General features: G+C 70.1%; 18 protein-coding genes. 9 read left to right on the top strand and 9 right to left on the bottom strand.

Translation table 11 applies throughout. From position 1 onward, the window contains the following. Window positions 1-2 precede the first annotated feature (2 nt). On the top strand, window positions 3-1,757 hold the full coding sequence (gene sdhA, locus AB0M73_RS21395; protein ID WP_363892900.1) for a succinate dehydrogenase flavoprotein subunit: 1,755 nt from the start codon (window positions 3-5) through the stop codon (window positions 1,755-1,757). Next, window positions 1,757-2,542, top strand: a complete 786-nt coding sequence (locus AB0M73_RS21390; protein WP_043721765.1) for a succinate dehydrogenase iron-sulfur subunit — start codon at window positions 1,757-1,759, stop codon at window positions 2,540-2,542. Before sdhA ends, AB0M73_RS21390 begins: the two co-directional genes overlap by 1 nt. 61 nt (window positions 2,543-2,603) lie before the next feature. On the opposite strand, the gene AB0M73_RS21385 is transcribed toward AB0M73_RS21390, so the two are convergent. Both AB0M73_RS21385 and AB0M73_RS21380 read right to left on the bottom strand, forming a co-directional pair. After that, a complete protein-coding gene (locus AB0M73_RS21385; RefSeq protein ID WP_363892897.1) occupies window positions 2,604-4,049 on the bottom strand; it encodes a M1 family metallopeptidase in 1,446 nt (481 codons plus the stop codon). Between the two features lie 60 nt (window positions 4,050-4,109). Further along, window positions 4,110-4,589: an Lrp/AsnC family transcriptional regulator gene (locus tag AB0M73_RS21380; RefSeq protein WP_363892895.1), complete on the bottom strand. Its 480-nt coding sequence runs from the start codon at window positions 4,587-4,589 to the stop codon at window positions 4,110-4,112. A 59-nt stretch (window positions 4,590-4,648) separates the two neighbouring features. On the opposite strand from AB0M73_RS21380, the gene AB0M73_RS21375 reads away from it, so the two are divergent. After that, complete coding sequence (locus AB0M73_RS21375) at window positions 4,649-5,767, top strand: aminotransferase class I/II-fold pyridoxal phosphate-dependent enzyme (RefSeq protein WP_363892893.1); 1,119 nt, start codon at window positions 4,649-4,651, stop codon at window positions 5,765-5,767. Here AB0M73_RS21375 and AB0M73_RS21370 read toward each other — a convergent pair. Continuing rightward, complete coding sequence (locus tag AB0M73_RS21370; RefSeq protein WP_363892891.1) at window positions 5,764-6,453, bottom strand: hypothetical protein; 690 nt, start codon at window positions 6,451-6,453, stop codon at window positions 5,764-5,766. The genes AB0M73_RS21375 and AB0M73_RS21370 overlap by 4 nt on opposite strands. A gap of 184 nt (window positions 6,454-6,637) precedes the next feature. Between AB0M73_RS21370 and AB0M73_RS21365 the strand changes: the two genes are divergently transcribed. After that, entirely contained in the window at window positions 6,638-7,504 is an 867-nt protein-coding gene (locus AB0M73_RS21365) for a helix-turn-helix transcriptional regulator (protein ID WP_363892889.1), read from the top strand. A 15-nt stretch (window positions 7,505-7,519) separates the two neighbouring features. Beyond that, window positions 7,520-7,705, top strand: a complete 186-nt coding sequence (locus AB0M73_RS21360) for a DUF397 domain-containing protein (RefSeq protein ID WP_043721758.1) — start codon at window positions 7,520-7,522, stop codon at window positions 7,703-7,705. 55 nt (window positions 7,706-7,760) lie between these two features. Here the strand turns inward: AB0M73_RS21360 and AB0M73_RS21355 are convergent, their stop codons facing one another. Both AB0M73_RS21355 and AB0M73_RS21350 read right to left on the bottom strand, forming a co-directional pair. Beyond that, the gene (locus AB0M73_RS21355) at window positions 7,761-9,155 is read right to left on the bottom strand and encodes a S8 family serine peptidase (protein ID WP_363892886.1); all 1,395 of its coding nucleotides are present in this window, start codon (window positions 9,153-9,155) and stop codon (window positions 7,761-7,763) included. A gap of 85 nt (window positions 9,156-9,240) precedes the next feature. Further along, on the bottom strand, window positions 9,241-9,492 hold the full coding sequence (locus AB0M73_RS21350; protein WP_363892884.1) for a hypothetical protein: 252 nt from the start codon (window positions 9,490-9,492) through the stop codon (window positions 9,241-9,243). A gap of 81 nt (window positions 9,493-9,573) precedes the next feature. Between AB0M73_RS21350 and AB0M73_RS21345 the strand changes: the two genes are divergently transcribed. From AB0M73_RS21345 to AB0M73_RS21330, 4 genes are read left to right on the top strand one after another with little or no spacing between them, the layout of a single operon-like run. Beyond that, complete coding sequence (locus AB0M73_RS21345; RefSeq protein ID WP_363892882.1) at window positions 9,574-10,893, top strand: peptidase M15; 1,320 nt, start codon at window positions 9,574-9,576, stop codon at window positions 10,891-10,893. 56 nt (window positions 10,894-10,949) lie between these two features. Then, complete coding sequence (locus tag AB0M73_RS21340) at window positions 10,950-12,800, top strand: hypothetical protein (protein ID WP_363892880.1); 1,851 nt, start codon at window positions 10,950-10,952, stop codon at window positions 12,798-12,800. An 18-nt stretch (window positions 12,801-12,818) separates the two neighbouring features. Next, the gene (locus AB0M73_RS21335; RefSeq protein ID WP_363892878.1) at window positions 12,819-13,193 is read left to right on the top strand and encodes a hypothetical protein; all 375 of its coding nucleotides are present in this window, start codon (window positions 12,819-12,821) and stop codon (window positions 13,191-13,193) included. A gap of 3 nt (window positions 13,194-13,196) precedes the next feature. Next, on the top strand, window positions 13,197-13,928 hold the full coding sequence (locus tag AB0M73_RS21330) for a S8 family serine peptidase (RefSeq protein ID WP_363892876.1): 732 nt from the start codon (window positions 13,197-13,199) through the stop codon (window positions 13,926-13,928). A 4-nt stretch (window positions 13,929-13,932) separates the two neighbouring features. Here the strand turns inward: AB0M73_RS21330 and yhjD are convergent, their stop codons facing one another. From yhjD to AB0M73_RS21310, 4 genes are all read right to left on the bottom strand, one after another. Next, window positions 13,933-14,952, bottom strand: coding sequence for an inner membrane protein YhjD (yhjD, locus tag AB0M73_RS21325; protein ID WP_363892874.1), 1,020 nt, complete (start codon window positions 14,950-14,952; stop codon window positions 13,933-13,935). A 130-nt stretch (window positions 14,953-15,082) separates the two neighbouring features. After that, window positions 15,083-15,409: a hypothetical protein gene (locus AB0M73_RS21320; protein WP_363892872.1), complete on the bottom strand. Its 327-nt coding sequence runs from the start codon at window positions 15,407-15,409 to the stop codon at window positions 15,083-15,085. A gap of 269 nt (window positions 15,410-15,678) precedes the next feature. Then, entirely contained in the window at window positions 15,679-16,365 is a 687-nt protein-coding gene (locus AB0M73_RS21315) for an LPXTG cell wall anchor domain-containing protein (protein ID WP_363892870.1), read from the bottom strand. A gap of 68 nt (window positions 16,366-16,433) precedes the next feature. Further along, window positions 16,434-18,995: a bifunctional FO biosynthesis protein CofGH gene (locus AB0M73_RS21310; RefSeq protein WP_363892868.1), complete on the bottom strand. Its 2,562-nt coding sequence runs from the start codon at window positions 18,993-18,995 to the stop codon at window positions 16,434-16,436. Window positions 18,996-19,036 lie beyond the last annotated feature (41 nt).

The raw sequence follows: 19,036 nt of genomic DNA, 5'->3' as shown, positions 1-19,036 counted from the left end.
ACATGCAGGTACACAAGTACGACGTGGTCATCGTCGGCGCCGGCGGCGCCGGGATGCGCGCGGCCATCGAGGCCGGGCAGCGCGTCCGCACCGCGGTGCTGACCAAGCTCTACCCCACCCGCTCCCACACCGGCGCGGCCCAGGGCGGCATGTGCGCCGCGCTGGCCAACGTCGAGGAGGACAACTGGGAGTGGCACACCTTCGACACGATCAAGGGCGGTGACTACCTCACCGACCAGGACGCCGCCGAGATCATGTGCAAGGAAGCCATCGACGCGGTCCTCGACCTGGAGAAGATGGGCCTGCCGTTCAACCGGACGCCCGAGGGCCGGATCGACCAGCGGCGCTTCGGCGGCCACACCCGCGACCACGGCAAGGCCGCCGTGCGGCGCGCCTGCTACGCGGCCGACCGCACCGGCCACATGATTCTCCAGACGCTGTACCAGAACTGCGTCAAGCACGGCATCGAGTTCTTCAACGAGTTCTACGTGCTCGACGTGTGCATGACCGAGACGGCCAACGGCCCGGTCTGCACCGGCGCGGTCGCGCTGGAGCTGGCCACCGGCGAGATCCACGTGTTCCAGGCCAAGGCGGTCGTGTTCGCCACCGGCGGCTTCGGCAAGGTCTTCAAGACCACCTCGAACGCGCACACCCTGACCGGCGACGGCATGGGCATCGTGTTCCGCAAGGGCCTGCCGCTGGAGGACATGGAGTTCTACCAGTTCCACCCGACGGGCCTGGCCGGCCTGGGCATCCTGCTCACCGAGGGCGCCCGCGGCGAGGGCGCGATCCTGCGCAACGCCGACGGCGAGCGGTTCATGGAGCGCTACGCCCCCACCATCAAGGACCTGGCGCCGCGCGACATCGTCGCCCGGTCCATGGTGCTGGAGGTGCTGGAGGGCCGTGGCGCCGGTCCGCACAAGGACTACGTGCTGCTGGACTGCACGCACCTCGGGGCCGAGGTGCTGGAGACCAAGCTGCCCGACATCACCGAGTTCGCCCGCACCTACCTGGGTGTGGACCCGGTGACCGAGCCGGTGCCGGTCTACCCGACCGCGCACTACGCGATGGGCGGCATCCCCACCAATATCCACGCCGAGGTGTTGCGGGACAACGAGCACGTCGTCCCCGGCCTGTACGCCGCCGGCGAGTGCGCCTGCGTCTCCGTGCACGGCGCCAACCGGCTGGGCACCAACTCCCTGTTGGACATCAACGTGTTCGGCCGGCGGGCCGGCCTCGCCGCCGCCGAGTACGTCGCCACCGTGCACGACCACGTGGACCTGCCGGAGAACCCGGCCACCATGGTCGAGGCCATGGTCGAGGGGCTGCGCTCCTCCACCGGCTCCGAGCGGGTGGCCGACCTGCGCATCGCGTTGCAGAACACGATGGACGCCAACGCCGCCGTGTACCGCACCGAGGACACGCTCAAGCAGGCGCTGCACGACGTGCAGCAGCTCAAGGAGCGCTACGGCAACGTCGCCGTGCAGGACAAGGGCAAGCGGTTCAACACCGACCTGCTGGAGGCCGTCGAGCTCGGCTTCCTGTTGGAGCTGGCCGAGATCCTGGTCGTCGGCGCCCTGGCCCGCAAGGAGTCCCGTGGCGGGCACGCTCGGGAGGACTACCCGACGCGTGACGACACGAACTTCATGCGCCACACCATGGCGTACAAGCAGGGCGACAGCCTGGCCGCCGACATCCGCCTTGACTACAAGCCGGTGACCTTCACCCGGTACAAGCCGATGGAGCGCAAGTACTGATGACCGCGACGACCGAAACCGCGCCCTCGGGTTCCCGGGGCTCGCAGCCGCCCGTGCCGCCCGGTGCGATCACCCTCACCGTGCAGATCCGTCGGTTCAACCCGGAGTTCGAGGACGAGCCTCGTTGGCAGTCCTTCGAGGTTCCCGCGCTGCCCACCGACCGGGTGCTCAACGTCCTGCACTACATCAAGTGGTACCTGGACGGCTCCGTCACCTTCCGCCGCTCCTGCGCCCACGGTGTCTGCGGCTCCGACGCCATGCGCATCAACGGCGTCAACCGCTTGGCGTGCAAGGTGTTGGTGAAGGACCTGATGGCCGGCAACGGCAAGCCGACCACCATCACCATGGAGCCCATCAAGGGCCTGCCGGTGCACAAGGACCTGCTCGTCGACATGGAGCCCTTCTTCGAGGCGTTCCGTGCCGTCAAGCCGTACCTGATGACCACCGGGCACGAGCCCACCCGCGAGCGCATCCAGTCCGCCGCCGACCGCGCCCGGTTCGACGACACGACCAAGTGCATCCTGTGCGCCTGCTGCACCACCTCGTGCCCCGTGTACTGGACCGAGGGCTCCTACTTCGGCCCCGCGGCCATCGTCAACGCCCACCGCTTCATCTTCGACAGCCGTGACGAGGGCGCCGAGGAGCGTCTCGACATCCTCAACGACGTCGACGGCGTGTGGCGCTGCCGCACCACCTTCAACTGCACCGACGCCTGCCCCCGCGGCATCCAGGTGACCAAGGCCATCCAGGAGGTCAAGCGCGCCTTGCTGTTCAAGCGCGTCTGACCGGCAGACACGTCGAGGCCCCCCTGCCACAAGCGGTGGGGCCTCGACGCGTTTCCGGGTGCTACGGCTGGCCCGGCGTCCAGTCGGGGTGGCCGGGCATGGGCGGGGTGGTGGCGCCGTAGAGCCAGGACGTCAGGAACGGTGTGAGGTCACGGCCGGAGACGCGGTTGGCGACGGCGATGTAGTCGGCGGTGTGGGCGGAGCGGCCGTGGAACTGGGTGTAGAAGGCCTGCTCGATGTGCCGGAAGGTCTGCTCGCCGACGAGCTCGTGCAGGGCGAACAGGGAAAGGGCGCCGGTGGCATCGGAGCCGAGGAGGGTGGCGGCGGCGGTGTCGAGGCGGGCCGGCGGCCCCCAGGTGGCGCGCTGGTTGTTGTCGATGTCGTAGAAGGACTTCATGGCGTCGGGAAAGGTCTGCTTCCGCTGCTGGGCGGTGAACATCATCTGGTAGTAGTCGGCGTGGCCCTCGCTGAGCCACATGTCGTCCCAACTGCCGACCGAGACGGCGTCGCCGAAGTACTGGTGGGTCATCTCGTGCACCATGATCGGCTCGACCCGCTCGGCCGGCTGGAGGAAGCCTGCGGCGCCGTAGGTGGACATGGAGGCGGTCTCCAGGGCGACACCGTCGTACGAGCTGTCGACGCCGAGGACACCGTAGCGCTCGAAGGGGAAGGGCAGGCCGAGGGTCTGCTCCAGCCACGAGAGCTCGGCCGGGGTGCGGCGCACCAGGTCGTCGCCGCCGGCCTGGGCGGCGGTGAGGAAGCTGCGCACCGGCAGGCCGTGCGGGCCGGTCTGGTCGATCTCGCGGAACCTGCCCACGGCGACCTGGGTGATGTCGGTGGGAATCTCCTGGGCGGTCCGCCAGACGTACGTGGTGCGGTCGCCGGCGGTCGCCCGGGATACCAGTGAGCCGTTGGACACCGCGGTCAACGAGGACGGCGTGGTGACCCGGAAGGTGAAGCGGGCCTTGTCGCCGGGATAGTCGTTGGAGGGGAAGAAAACGTGGGCCCGGTCGGGCTGTCCCATGAAGGCGAAGCCGTCGGGGGTGGTGATCCACGCCTTGAACGGCCAGTCGGTGCCGGGCGGCAGGTGCAGGGCGGGCGAGGGCGGATCGAGCGAACGGTCGGCGGTGTACGAGATCCGCACGGTGAACGAGGCGTGGTCGGGGATGGCCGAGACGGGCGTGACGAACAGCTTCTCGCTCTCGGTGCGGAAAGCCGCCGGTTTCCCGTCCACGGCAACGGATCCGATCTTGGACACCGCGGAGTCGAGACTGAAGGACGACAGGGTCTGGGTGGCCCGGGCCCGCATGACGACCGAGGACGCCATGGTGGTGACGCCGGGCCGGTAGTCGTAGCTGATGTCATAGGACTGGGCGTCGTAGCCGCCGTTGCCGAGGTCGGGGAACAGCCGGTCTCCCAGGCTGCCGGCCCCGGCCGTCGGCGGCGCGGCGGCCGCCGTCCCGGTCGCGCCCAACAGGATCGCCGCGGTGATGAGCAAAACCCTCATGCGAACCGAAGTTAGGGATCGTCACGATCAGCGGGCATCGCCCTGGGGACCGAAGCGGGGTCAGCCGGAAGTGGTAGGCGGCAGCAGCGGACCGCCCTCCCACTGCTGGAAGATCAGGGTGGTGTGCACGAGCGCGACCTCGGGCCGGGCGGTGAACTGGTCGAGCACCAGGCGCTGGAGGTCGGTCGCGCCGGCGGCGGCGACGTGGACCATGAAGTCGTCGGCGCCGGTGAGGTGGAAGACGGCCCGGGTCTCGGGCTGCTCCAGGGCGTGTTTGACGAACGGTTCCAGGACACCGCGATGGGGCTGCACGCGGATGAACAGCAGCGCCTGCAAGGGCCGGCCCAGGGCGCTGGCGTCGACGCGGAGCACGGTGCCGAGGATGATGCCGGCCGACCGCAGCCGGGCCACCCGGTCGAGGCAGGTGGACGGGGCGATGCCGACCAGGGCCGCCAGCTCCTTGTTGGTGAGCCGGGCGTCGTTCTGAAGCTCCCGCAGAATGGCAAGATCAACCGGATCGAGACGCACGTCAGAGGCCATGCGCCGAATTTAGTACGGGATTTCCGACAAAGCACCGTTACCGGCCCAGGATGGGCGGCATGGAGCTGAACACCAGGGCTGTGCACGCCGGCCGCGAGGACCTGACGGATCTGGGGCTGCACGCGGTCCCGATCGACCTCTCCACGACCTATCCCGCCCGCGACAGCCGCGAGGAGGCGGCCCGCCTCGACCGGGCGGCGGCCGGCGTGGAGCTGGGCGACAACCCGATCTACGGCCGCGTCGGCAATCCGACGGTGGCCCGGTTCGAGCGGGCCCTGGCCGACCTGGAGGGCGCCGAGTCGGCGGTGGCCTTCGCGACGGGCATGGCGGCGCTGAGCGCCTGCCTGCTGGCCGTTGTCGCGCAGGGAAAACGGCACATCGTCGCCGTCCGCCCGCTCTACGGCACCAGCGACCACGTGATCGGCTCCGGCCTGCTCGGCACCGAGGTCACCTGGTCCACAGTGGACTCCGTCAAGCGGGACATCCGCGACGACACCGGCCTGGTGATCGTCGAGTCGCCGGCCAACCCGACACTGTCCGAAGTGGACATCCGGGCCATCGACGTCGACGTGCCGGTGCTGGTGGACAACACCTTCGCCACGCCGGTCCTGCAACGGCCGATCGAGCTGGGCGCCGACATCGTGCTGCACAGCGCGACCAAGTACCTCGGCGGCCACGGCGACGTGCTGGGCGGGGTGGTGGCCTGTGACGAGGAGTTCGCCGGCCGGCTCAGGACGATCCGCATGGCCACCGGCGGCATCCTGCACCCGCTGGCCGGATACCTGTTGCTGCGCGGCCTGTCCACGCTCCCCATCCGCATCGCCCACGCCTCAGGGACGGCCGCCGAGCTGGCTCACCGCCTCGCCGACCATCCCGGTGTAGCCAGGGTCTACCGGCCGGGGATCGGCGGCCCGATGGTGTCCTTCGACGTCGTCGGCGATCCGCACGCGGTGATCGGCGCGGTCCGGCTGATCACGCCGGCGGTCAGCCTCGGCAGCGTCGACACGCTGATCCAGCACCCGGGTTCGCTGAGCCACCACATCGTGCCCGAGCAGGACCGGCACGGCGCCGGGATCGGCGACCACCTGCTGCGGCTGTCGGTCGGCCTTGAGGACGTCGAGGACCTCTGGACCGACCTGGACCAGGCCCTGCAGAAGAGCTACCCGCACGAGAGCTAGTTGCGCACGGCGACCGAGGGATCGAGGCGCTGTTCCGGCACGAACGGGAACAGCGCCCTGGTCCCGTGGGCCTCCTCGCGGCAGGCGGACACCTCGTGCGTGACGGCCTCCAGCCGCCCGATGGCCAGCACCAGAAACGTCAGGTCCGGCAACGCCCGCACCACCGGCATGCGGTCGGCCCGCTCGTCGCCGGCCAGCGACCGGGCCAGCAGGATGTCCCGCTGCGGCCCGAGATAGCAGCGCTCGATCAGGTGCTGGAGCCGCTCGCTGTCGCGCTCCAGCCGCGCCGTCAGGCGGCCGAGATCGGCGATGTTGTGGTCGACGGCCCGCAGCAGCCGGCGCCGTTCCGCGTCGGCGGCGAGCACGACCCGCCCGAGCGCGGCCGCGCCCACGGACGGGGACCGGTCGAGCTGACGCCGGGCCTGGCCCGCGCTCAGCACCTGCGCGCCGACCTTCCGCGGCCGCGACTCGACCTCGACGGCCAGCCGGCACAGCCGCTCGATGGCGTAGCCCAGCCGCATGCCGTGATCGACGGTGCGGGCCACGCGCCGGTGCCAGCGCCCGACGACGCGAGTGGCCCGGCGCAGGCCGCGCAACTCCAGCGACAACTCACTCTCGATGATGATTTTCGCGGCCCGCGACGGGGTGGTCAGGCGGAAGATCAGAGGTGCTCGCTCAAGGCTCATCTCAGCTCATCCTCTCGGAAGTCAGCCGGGACTGAAGGGGTAGAGTGCGTGAGGAAAACGCACAGCGCAATGCCACCGTGCAATTGCGTGTGTGGATTGCTTGCCACGGTCACCCCGATGGCCTAGCGTGGCGCCACGCGCCTCCAGCGGCTACGCGGGCATGGTTGTTGTAGGAGGTGTATGGATGCCCCCTTCTCAGGGACCGTTGATCCCGCGCCGCCGCCTCGGCCACGAGCTGCGCAAGCTCCGCGAGGCCGCTGGACTGCAACTCGTCGACGCGGCGCGACGGCTCGAGTGCTCCCCGTCCAAGGTCAGCAGGCTGGAAAACGGCCAGGGCCTGCCCAAGCTTCGTGACGTGCGTGATCTCCTCGACCTGTACGACGTGCGCGACCACCGGCTGCGCACCCGCCTACAGGGCCTGGCCACGGCCAGCCAGGACGAGGGCTGGTGGTCCGACCACCCCGAGGCCTGGCCGCCCAATCTGGGCAGCTACATCTCGCTGGAATCGGCCGCGTCCGGCATGAACTGGTTCAGTGGATTCGCGATCTCCGGGCTTGTCCAGATACCGGAGTACTGCCGTGAAATCTTCCGGAACAATTATCCGGAAGCCCCGGACAGCGAGATCGACCAACTGGTCGAAATTCGCGGCCGACGTCAGCGCTACGTCCTTGACCGGCTGGGCGAACTACAGATCACCGCGGTGATCGACGAATGCGCTCTGCATCGGGTGGTTGACTCTCCGAACACGATGCGCAAGCAACTGGACAACCTGATCGACTTCGCCGAACACGATGGGGTGGATCTGAGAATCTTCCCATACTCGACCGGCTACAGTCTTGGGATCCAGTGCAACTATGTGATCTTCACCTTTGACAACGACACCGATCAGGACACCGTCTACCAGGAACTGAGCGGTGGCGACCGGTTCTCGGCACAGGAGACCGAGGTGAAGAAGTACCAGAGCATCTTCGAGAATCTGTTGTCGCGGTGTCCGGACCACAAGTCCTCGCTCGACCTGATCAAGAAGGTGCAAAGAACCAACTATGAGTGAGAGATAACACGATCCATGGAAATCACTTTCAAGAAGAGCAGCTTCTGTCAGGACGGCGGTTGCGTCGAGGTTGCTGCTCTCCCGTCGGGCGGCATCGCCCTGCGTGACGCCAAGGACCCGAGCCTGCCGGCTCACATTTTCGACCGGGCCGAGTGGACGGCCTTCGTGGCCGGCGTCCGCAACGGTGAGTTCGACTTCTAAAGACTTGAGGATTACGCAGGAGGCACGGGAAGCGGGGACTTCCCGTGCCTCACTGTCAGCGAGTCACCGTGTTAGCGGTCACCGCGGCCAATGCATTGACCAGTCCGTGCCCGTAATACGAGTTGTTTCCGGCCGGCCCGGTGCAGGTCGTCGTGGCGGCCGGGCAGGCGATCGGCGTCGCCTCGGACCGAAGCAGGCCCCGCAGCTGCGCGGGAGAGGCCCACGGATGCGTGCTGGCCAGCAGCGCCGCCACCCCGACCACATGCGGTGACGCCATCGAGGTGCCGCACATGGTGCCGTAACCACCGCCGGGCAGCGTGGACAGCGGGCACGAGGTGCCGGAACCGGCCGGCGGAATCTGCGCGCGGTCACCGCCCGGAGCGGTCACGTCGACCTTGCCCCAATCGCTGTAGCTCGACATGGCGCCGCCGTAACCGACCGCAGTCACGGAGACGACGTCCGGCAGACCGGCCGGCAGCACGGCGCAGTTCTTGTCGACCGGGTGCGTCCGCACGGTGTCCTTGGTGGGGTTGGCGATGTCCATCGCCTCGTTGCCGGCGGCGGCCACGTTGAGCACGCCGCGACCGGTCGCGAACGCCACCGCGCGCCGGATCGCCTCATAGGCCGCGGCGTCGCCGGGCTTGTTGCGGCAGAAGTAGAAGCCGGGGTCCACGAAGTAGCTGCTGTTGGTGACGGCGAAGTGGTGCTTGCCGGCCCAGACGAAGGCGCAGACCGCGGACTCCGGGAAGATGAAGCCGTCGTCGCTGACCACCTTCACGGCGGCCAGCCGCACGTTCGGCGCGATGCCGGTGACGCCGCTGCCGTCGTCGGCGGCGGCGATGGTGCCGGCCACGTGGGTGCCGTGCGCGCTGGTCGTGGGCTTCCAGGCGTCGGGCGACGGGTCGGCCTTGCCGGTCAGGCAGCCGGCGGAGTCGGCCGGGTCGGCGGCCTTGGCGAACTCGGGGTGGGCGGCGTCGAGGCCGGAGTCGAGCACGCCGACCACCACCCGGCGGCTGCCCTCGTTGACCTTGTTGGCCTGCTTGGCCTTGATCAGGTCCATGTCCCACTGCTCGGCGCTGCGGTCGACGGCGGGCACGGCCGCCCGCAACGACTCCCGCACCGATTCCTGGGACGCCGAGCGCACCGTGGCCGCGGGCACGTCCTTGCGGCCGCTGTAGGCCCGGTACGGGCCGATCTTGTCGGCGAAGTCGGGGGCGGCGGAGGTGGCCACCGCGACCCCGATCTCGGGGTAGTACTCGACGAGGCTGCCGCAGTCGAGCCGCAGCTCGGCGTCGGCGGCGAACCGGGGGATGCCCGGCGTGTAGAGCACCACGTACGTGTAGGCGGTGCCGGTGGCGTCGCAGTGATGGTCCGGGGCGGCGGAAGCCGCGGGAGCCAGCCCGATCAGGGCTGCGCCGGCCGCGGTCAGCAGCGTCAGCAGACGTCTCATTCGCCGGAACGTAGCAATCCGGACAGCACCGGGCCAGACATGCGAATGTTCACAATTGCCAGGGGCAGGCAACCCTCGCCCGGCCTCACCCAGGGTGAGCGACCTCGGCCGGCCGGCGCGCCGCGAGCAGCCCGCGCACGCCGAAGACCCCGATGATCGTGCCGAAGACGACGGAGATGATCGCCAGGATCAGGTGGACGTAGAAAAAAGCCGTGGCCGACCCGGCGACGAAGGCCCTCGGGTCCTGCGCCACGTTGATCACGAGCGTCACCCAGATGAACCAGCTCCACACCCCGAACAGGAGCAGGAACACCGACTTGCCACTGGTCAGCTTCACGTCCGCAGTATCCGCCTCGGCCGGGATCGGGTAACCCACGGGTCCAACCGGTCACACCGCGTGAGGCACTAGCCTGCGAGGGTGCCTCTCCCAGCTCGACGGCCCGCAGCCGCCCTGGTCATGGCTCTGGCCTCCGTGGTCACCGCCATGTTCGTAGCGACGGGCAGCGCTGTTGCGGCTACCACGACCACCACCAGCGCGACGGCGTCCTCCACCGGCGCCGTGCCGAGCGAGTGCACGAACAAGCAGTCGCCGCCGGCCGCCGAGGACGATGCGGAGCAGCCCGCCCCGGGCACGCCCGCGCCGACGCCGCTGCCGGTGCCCGCCGACCCGGTGGGCGGCGACCAGCTGGGCAAGTGCGGCTTCGTGCTGCCGCCCGACGCCGCCACCGCGCCCCCGTCCGAGGTCAACGCCGCCTCCTGGGTGCTGGCGGATCTGGACACCGGCGCCGTGCTCGCGGCCAAGGACCCGCACGCCCGGCAGCGCCCGGCGGCCCTGATCAAGGTGCTGCTGGCCATGGTGTCGCTGCAGGACCTCAAGCCCAGCACGCCGGTGGTGATCACCCAGGAGGACGTCGACGCGGCCAAGGGCTACTCGGCCGTGGGCCTGCAGGCGGGCGCCCGGCTGACCGTGGCCCAGCTCGTCCAGGCCATGCTGCTCAAGCCCGGCAACGACGTGCCGCACGCGCTGGCCCGCACCCTCGGCGGCATCCCCAAGACGCTGGACCTGATGAACGCCGCGGCCAAGCAGATGGGCGCGCTGGACACCCGCGTGGCCACGCCCGGCGGCCTCGACGGCCCCGGCATGAGCACCTCGGCCTACGACCTGGCGGTCATCTACCGGCACGCCATGCAGCTGCCGGCCTTCGCCGAGGCGGCCGGGGTCAAGTCGGTGACGCTGAGCGGCCTGACCGTGAAGAACGCGGACCAGTTGCTCACCACCTACACCGGCGCGATCTCGGCCATGACCAGCAACACCACCGACGCGCACTTCACGAATCTGTCCTCGGCGGCCAAGAGCGGCCACCGGCTGGTGGCCGTGCTGCTGCGTGGCGAGCAGCAGCAGTACGCGATGTACCGGCAGAGCTCCAAGCTGCTGGACTGGGGCTTCGCGCTGAGCGCGGCCAACGCCCACCCGGTCGGCCAGCTGGTCGACCAGGCCCCGCCGGTGAAGCCCTCGGCGTCGTCGACGGCGTCCTCGACGACCGGCACCACCGACGCGGCCGGCGTGCAGAACGCGGCCGACAGGAGCCCCATGTACCAGGCGTTCGGCAACGTCGGCATGCCGCTGACCATTCTGGCCCTCGTGGTCGTGCTGGGCTTCGGGCTGATGGTCGTGCGCAAGCGCCGGGCACGGGCGGCCCGGGCGCGGCGGCTGGCGGCCCAGGCCAATAACGGTTAGGTAACGAGCACCGCTCATGTTGTCATGCGGCGGGGCGGCATCGACCAATCAGCTGGGTGAAAACCACCTACCTGCTCGGCGCGGTGACCACCGCCGCGGGCCTGGCCCTCGGGGCCACGGCCGTGGCCCCCGCCGCGACCACCAGCCCGCACGACCTGATCCCGCACGACCTGTTACTGCCGACCGGCGACCACGTGCTGGCCGTCGGCGACCAGTTCGTGCTGACGCCCCGACCGGGTGTCGGCTACTTCCGCGAGAAGATCAACGGCGACACGTACATCATCCCGACCGACGCCAAGGGCGATCCGGCCCGGTACGACGTGTCCGCGCTGACTCGGGGCGCAGCACCGGCGCCGCAGGCCGCGCAGCCCAACTACCCGATGCACACGCTGGCGCTGACCGTGCTCGGGGCCGACGGCAAGCCCGCGGCGGCCAACCTGGTCCTGATCAATCTGGACAGCGAGCGGCAGTACGGGGACTTCCCGTCGACCGCGGACGGCGAGCTGCGGATCAGCGTGCCCAACGGCCACTACGGCCTCACCGCGTACGTGCCCGGCATGGCCGGCGACAAGCTGACCGACCTGAGGGTGCTCAACCGCGGCGACATCGTCGTCGCCGGCGACCAGGCGATCACCCTGGACGCCCGCGCCGCGACCGCGCCGGTGTCGGTGCAGACCCCACGGCCGGCCGACCTGACCGACCTGGCCGTGCACACCATGTGGACGGACGCGAAGAAGGCGTCGGCGGAGAACTCGTTCCTCGCGCCGAACGTGCCGGTGCTGCTGGAGCCGGCTCCCGCACCGGCCATCGGGCAGCGCCTCACGTTCCTCACCGCCCACCTGGACTCCCCGGCCGGCCAGGCCGATCCGTACACCTACGACGTGGTGTTCCGGGAAGCCGGGGCCATTCCGGCCGACCAGCACCAGGTGGTCGCCGCCGACCAGCTGCAAACCGTGCACGCCAACTACTTCGGCAGCTTGCACGCCGGGTTCGCGCGTGAGCTCTGGTCGGTGGGCCTGGACCTCCCGGCCACGGCCATCCACCCGATCACCACTCCCCTGCGCCGAACCGAGTACGTCGGCGGGGCGTCGGACCTCATCGCCAAGGACTACCTGTTCACCGACGCCACCAAGCAGACCGGGGTCGTCTACGACGGGCCGCGCCTGGTCAAGCCCGGCGCCACGCGAACTGCCGACTGGCTGCGGGAACCGTTGGCCCCCGGCCTGGTCCAGCCGACCGACGCCATCACCGACCAGTCCACGCCGGCGGCAGCCGGCTGGGGCTGGGGCTGCGCGGCGTGCCGCACCGGCGACACGCTCGGCATCGGCGTCCTACCGGCGGCCGACAGCGACCCGGGGCACGCACTTTCCTTGGACGACAAGGACATCACCTCCGCGCACCTGGTGCTCAGCGGGAACGGCAAGGTGTACGCCGACGTGCGGTCCACCGACACCGGCCGGGTGACCCTGCCGGCGGCCTCGGCGGTGTACCACCTGACGCTCGACGCGACCATGCACCCGCAGTGGTTGGCGCACAGCACAACCAGCCACACCGAGTGGACCTTCGCCTCGGGGCGCTCCGACACTCGGACCGTGCCGGCCAACTGGGGCTGTGAGTCGATCGGCGACGTCGCGCAGTGCTCGGCGCTGCCGCTGCTGGACGTCCGCTACGCCAAAGAAGACAAGGGAGCGACGATCAGTTTCGCGCACGCGCCGGGCGGTTCCACCAGCCCGATCACCAAGGCCGGCGCGGAAATCTCGTACGACGGCAAGAACTGGCTGCCGGCGCCGCTGGTGTCGCTGGGCAACGGCAAGTACCGGGCTCTGTGGCTGGGCAAGCCCGCCGCGCTGCGGGTGAGCGCGACTGACGCCGCCGGCAATTCCCTGCAGCAGACCGTTTCGTACTGACGTCGTCGGGAGACAACCGTGTTTCGAGCACTCGCCATCACCGCGGCCCTGCTGACCGCGTTCGCGGGCCCGGCGGTCGCCAAGCCCGCCATGCCATCCTGCAACTCTCCGAGTGATGCTCATATCGCGCACTGCCTCAGCGTCGCGCAGCATTCCGCCGACGCCGGGCACGGCGCCGACGACCTGCGCGCCGCGTATCACCTGCCGGCCACCGGCGGCGCGGGGCAGACCATCGCCATCGTGGACGCCTACGACAATCCCAACGCCGAGAGCGACCTGGCCGCCTACCGCAGCCGCTACGACCTGCCGCCGTGCACCACGGCCAACGGCTGCTTCCGCAAGATCAACCAGCACGGCCAGGCCGCCCCGCTGCCGAAGGGTGATCCGGGCTAGGGCATGGAGATCGCCCTCGATCTGGACATGGCCTCGGCCGCCTGCCCCGCGTGCGCAATCCTGCTGGTGGAGGGCGATGACCCGCTCGACGCCAACCTCGCCGCCTCGGTGAACACGGCCGTCGCGCAGGGGGCGAACGTGGTGTCCAACAGCTACGGCCTGGACGAGAGCGGCCACATGAGCGAACTCGCCGCCGCGTACCGGCACCCCGGCGTGCCGATCGTGGCCAGCAGCGGTGACTACGGCTTCACCACGGCGGAGTTCCCGGCCGTGCTGTCGTCGGTGATCGCCGTCGGCGGGACCACGCTGACCCGCGCCGACAACACCCGGGGCTGGACCGAGAAGGCGTGGGACTCGGCCGGCAGCGCCTGCTCGGCGTGGGTGGCCAAGCCGGCGTGGCAGCACGACGCCAACTGCGGCAAACGAACCGTCTCGGACGTCTCGGCGGTGGCCGACGACCTGGCCGTCTACGACACCTATCAGGCGCCCGGCTGGGGCACCATCGGCGGCACCAGCGCCTCGGCCCCGTTCATCGCCGGGCTGATCGCGCTGGCCGGCAACGGGTCGCAGGTGCCGGACGCGTCGTACATCTACGCGCACGCCAACGCGCTGTACGACGTCGACAGCGGCGCCGTCGGCGGGCGGGACTGCGGCGGGGACTACCTGTGCAACGGCAAGCCCGGCTACGACGCCCCCACCGGCGTGGGCACGCCGAACGGCATCGGGGCGTTCTGAGGCCTCAGCGCCGGCGCAGCAGCCTGGTCAGCGTCACGCCGACCAGCGCGCCGGCGCTGAGCAGGCCGGCCGCCAGGACGCCGTCCGGGCGGGCGGCCACCTGCACCGAGGGCCGGATCACCACCGGTGGCGGGGCCACGACCGGGTCGGCCGAGCGGGCCAGGTTCTCGCGGGCCGTCGCCGTCCACGCCGTGATGAAGACCAGGAACCGCGACACCAGGTTGATGAAGACCAGCAGGCCCAGCAGCGTGCCGAAGACCGAGCCGGACGGCGAGTCCTTGATCGTCTGGAGGTAGACGTTGCCGACCTGCTTGAGGATCTCGAAGCCGATCGCGCCGGTCATCGCGCCGCGCACGGCGCTGCGCCAGCCGACGTGGAAGCGCGGCAGGCTGGTCAGCACCCACAGGAACACCAGCCAGTTGGCCAGCAGGCCCAGCACGATCGAGGCGAGGGACAGCAGCACTTCGGCCCAGCCGGTCTGCCGCAGGCCCAGCCACTCCAGCACCAGCCCGCCCAGCGCCGAGCCGGCCGCGGTGATGCCGAACGAGACGACCAGCGCCAGGCCGAGGCCGATCAGCGTGAGCAGGTCCTTGACCGCGGTGATCAGGAACGGCAGTTGCGGGCGCTCACGGGTCCACTGGGCCGTCACGGCGTCGCGGAGGCTGGTCATCCACCCCAGGCCGGAGTAGAGGGCGGCCAGGAGGCCGAAGACGCCGACCGTGCCGCGGGACTCGATCAGCTTGCCGACGATCGTGTTGACCTCGTCGCCCAGCGCGCCCGGCACGGCGGTGGCGATGCCGGTCTTGATCTGCCCCAGCAGCTCCATGTTGCCGGCCAGCACGAATCCGGCCACGGAGAAGCCCAGCATGAGCAGGGGTATCAGCGACAGCACGCTGTAGTACGTGATCGCCGCGGCGTAGTGATCGCCGTAACGCTCCGTGTACCGCGCGCCCGCGCGCAGCAGATGGTCGAGCCACGCATGACGCTTGCGCAACCGGGTCAGCAGGGATTCCTTCTCCGCCACCCGCCTACGGTAACCGTGTGTGCAGGCCGTCGCAGAGCGTCGAACTACTCAGAACCGCCTGATGACGTGAAGGCGCACTTCCTACACTCCGAGTAGAGGAATGGTCCCTTCCGAACTTCGGTGGGGCTACTCAGAGCTGGCTGGGCGTGGGCCGCGGGGCCGGCTTGGGGGTGACGACGGCGGCGGCGCTCTCCTCGACGGCCGCCTTGGCCGCCGCGGCGGCGGCCTTGGCCTCGCGGGCCAGGCGATGGCGGTGGCGCAGCAGGCCGGCGACGAGGCCACCGAAGCCCAGCAGGATGGCGATCAGGGCGAAGCCGTCCAGGGAGACCGGGACCTTGCTCTCGACGGGGGCGTCGGTCTCGGCGGCGGCCAGGCCGGCGGTGAGCAGCAGCGTGACCGGCAGCAGGCAGGCGGCAGCCAGGGTGGAACGCGTCAGGTGCCGAACTTGGTTACGCAAGGCAGCGTCTCCCGACAGTGAGGTCGCCCCGAAAGAGTGAACACGAGGGTGGCTGTCGTTCGAAAAACTACCGAACGTGTCAACCCCACCCGTTCCGGGGACTGTGCGGTCCATCACGAGGAGCGAGAATAACGGCGCTCGCGCCTCCCCCCAGCGCCGGGTCCCACAAGATCAGGACCAGCGCTTTCACACCGCGAGTCCCGCTCTGAGGCAACCATGATGCAGGTTTCGTGCCGTACGCCCCGGGCGGGCGGGGCGTACGGGACGACTCAGCCTCGGGCCTTCGGGGTCCGACGGATCATCAGCATCAGGCCGCCGCCGACGATGAGCAGCACGCCGATGGCGATCAGCATGCCCGTGTCGGTGCTGGTGCCGGTGTAGGCCAGCTCCTGCGTGCCCGGCGACGTGGAGGTGGTCACCGGCGGCGCGGTCGTCGTGGTCGTGGTCGACGGCGGGGCCGTCGTGGACGACAGCGACGGGCTGGTCGTGGTGGTCGACGGGGTCGTCGTGGTTGTCGTCGTCGAGCTCGTGGTCGACGACGTGGTGTAGGTCGTGCTCGTCGTCATGGACGTGGTCGTCGACGGCGTGGTGTAGGTCGTGGACGTCGTGGTCGACGGCGTGGTGGTGCTCGTCGTCGTGCACGGCGTCGTGGTGGTCTTCGGCGGCGTCGTCGTCGACCGGGTGGTCGTCGGCGGCGTGGTCGACGTGCACGGCGGCAGGCCGCGGCCGTAGCCGGCCGGCTCGCACGTGGGCGGAGCCGTGGTGGTGTCGCAGGTCGGCGGGTTGCCCCGGCCGGCCCGCTCGCACGGCGGGTTACCTCGCTGGTGCTCGATGGCCGTGTGGACGGCCGGGCCGATATCGCTGGGCGTCGCGGCCAGGGCGGCCCCGGCACCGGCGATGATCGTCCCGGCCACCATCACGGCCAGCGGGAACGCGAGCGCTTTTCTGTTGCGCACGGGATAGTCCTTCCGAGGCCGATGTTGCTTTGGGAGGCAACCTCAGAAGCTACCCATTCGCCGTGACGTCAGTGGTCCAAAAGGCTCACCCGAACGGGTCCACTTGTCGCAACATGGCCGTAGGTCGTGGTTCGCTGACGAGCGTGCCGGCCGGCCAGACCCGCCATCGCGTCCAACTCGGCGATGGTGCGGGCCGAGCCGTGCGCTGAGCCGGCCATCCGGCTGATGGTCTCCTCCATCAGTGTGCCGCCCAGGTCGTTGGCGCCGCCGCGCAGCACCTCGGCCGTGCCGACGTCGCCCAGCTTCACCCACGAGCACTGGATGTTGTCGATGCGGCCGTGCAATGCCAGCCGAGCCATGGCGTGCACCGCCCGATTGTCCCTTCGGGACGGTCCCGGGCGGGCCACGCCGGCCAGGTAGATCGGGGCGTTGTTGTGCACGAACGGCAGGCCCACGAACTCGGTGAAGCCACCAGTCTCGTCCTGGAGGCGGGCCAGCGTGCGCAGGTGGCCGAGCCAGTGGCCCGGGTGGTCGACGTGGCCGTACATCATCGTCGACGAGGAGCGGATGCCCAGCTTGTGGGCCGTGCCAACGACTTCGAGCCACGTCTTGGTCGGCAGCTTGCCCTTGGTCAGCACCCAGCGCACCTCGTCGTCGAGGATCTCCGCCGCCGTGCCGGGAATCGTGTCCAGGCCGGCGTCACGCAGCTCGGTCAGCCACTCCTCGACGCTCACGCCGGCCTTGGTGGCGCCGGTGACGATCTCCATGGGGCTGAAGGCGTGCACGTGCATGCCCGGCACCCGCGTCTTGATCGCCCGCACCATGTCGGCGTAGAAGCTGGTCGGCAGCTTGGGGTCGATGCCGCCCTGGATGCAGACCTCGGTGGCGCCCAGCACCCACGCCTCCTCGGCGCGGTTGGCCACATCCTCCACGGTCAGCCGATAGGCGTCGGCGTCGCGTTCCCGTTGCGCGAAGGCGCAGAACCGGCAGCCGACGTAGCAGACGTTGGAGAAGTTGATGTTCCGGTTCACCACGTAGGTGACGTCGTCGCCGTTGACCTCGGCCCGCAGCTGGTCGGCCAGCCGGGTCATCGTCTCCAGCGCCTCGCCGTCCGCGGTCAGCAGGGCCAGCGCCGCGTCGGCGTTCGCCTCGTCCAGCAGGGCCGCGGGATTCTCTGCGGCGATCGTCAGTCCAGTGAGGACGTCGCTGGGCAGCTTGCTGAACGACGGGCTGTTGTGCAGCTGGTCGCGCAGCGACTCCCAGTCCCCGTAGACGCTGTCGAAGTCACCGCGGCGGTCGCCGGTGCGGCCCGTGGTGTCGATCGTCTCGTGCAGGTCGGTGCGGCCGTGGGACTCCAGGGCGTAGTCCGGCTCCTGCCACGTCCGTCCACTCAGGACAGCTTCCTCGTTGGCGAGGCCGGTTTCGGTGTCGGCCAGGGCATCCATGTGCGCGCTGATGCGGGTGTCGATCCACGGCTGGCCGGCCTTGACGAAGCGGGGGTAGGCGGTCAGCCGCTCGCGCAGCTGGAAGCCGGACTTCGCCGTGGTGGCCGCGAGTTCGTCGATCGCCGGCCATGGCCGCTCCGGGTTGACGTGGTCCGGGGTGACCGGCGAGACGCCGCCCCAGTCGTCGATGCCCGCGCGCAGCATGAGCTCGAACTCCTCGCCCACCAGGTTGGGCGGGGCCTGCACGCTCACGTTGGACGGCATCAGCAGCCGGCCCACCGCGATCGTCGCCGCCAGCTCGTGCAGGTCGGCGTCCGGCATGCCGCGCATGGCGGTGTCCGGCTTGGCCCGGAAGTTCTGGACGATGATCTCCTGGATGTTGCCGTACTGGCGGGCCACGCCGCGCAGCGCCAGCAGCGAATCCGCCCGCTCGTCCAGGTTCTCGCCGATGCCGATCAGGATGCCGCTGGTGAACGGCACGCCCACCCGGCCCGCGTCCGTCAGCACGCGCATGCGGACCTCGGGGTCCTTGTCCGGGCTGCCGTAGTGCGCGCCGCCCGGCTCGCTCCACAGGCGGGTCGCCGTCGTCTCCAGCATCATGCCCATGCTGGCCGCGACCGGCTTCAGGCGCTGGAACTCCTCCCAGCTCAGCACGCCCGGGTTGAGGTGGGGCAGCATGCCCGTCTCCTCCAGGACCGCGATCGCCACCGAGCGCAGGTAGTCCAGGGTCGAGCCGTAGCCGCGGGCCTCCAGCCACTCCTTGGCCGCCGGCCACCGGTCCTCCGGCCGGTCACCCAGCGTGAACAGAGCCTCCTTGCAGCCCTGCGCCGCCGCCTGGCGGGCGATGTCCAGCACTTCGTCACGTTCGAGGTAGGCCGCCGGCACCCGGTGCGGCACCGTCGCGAAGGTGCAGTAGTGGCACCGATCCCGGCACAGCCTGGTCAGCGGGATGAAGGCGTTCTTGCTGTAGGTGATGATGCCTTCGCGCCCCTCCGCCCTCAGGTGCGCGTCGCGGACCCGGCCCGCGATCTCCAGCAGCTCCTCCAGGTGCTCGCCGCGGGCGTGCAGCAGCACCGCCGCCTCCGTGGCATCCAGCGTCGAACCGTTGGCAGCGCGGCGAAGTGCCCGGCGGAGGGCTGAATTACTGGGCCCTGACTCGCTCGGGCGCGGAGTGTCGTTGACCACCGAGCGAGCGTAAGTCGGCTTTCCCTCCGGACCGTCGCTCA

It is taken from the genome of Kutzneria sp. NPDC051319 (assembly GCF_040682195.1).
GTDB lineage: Bacteria > Actinomycetota > Actinomycetes > Mycobacteriales > Pseudonocardiaceae > Kutzneria.
The sequence above is the reverse complement of the archived record's forward strand: the minus strand, read 5'-3'. Positions and strand labels throughout refer to the sequence as shown.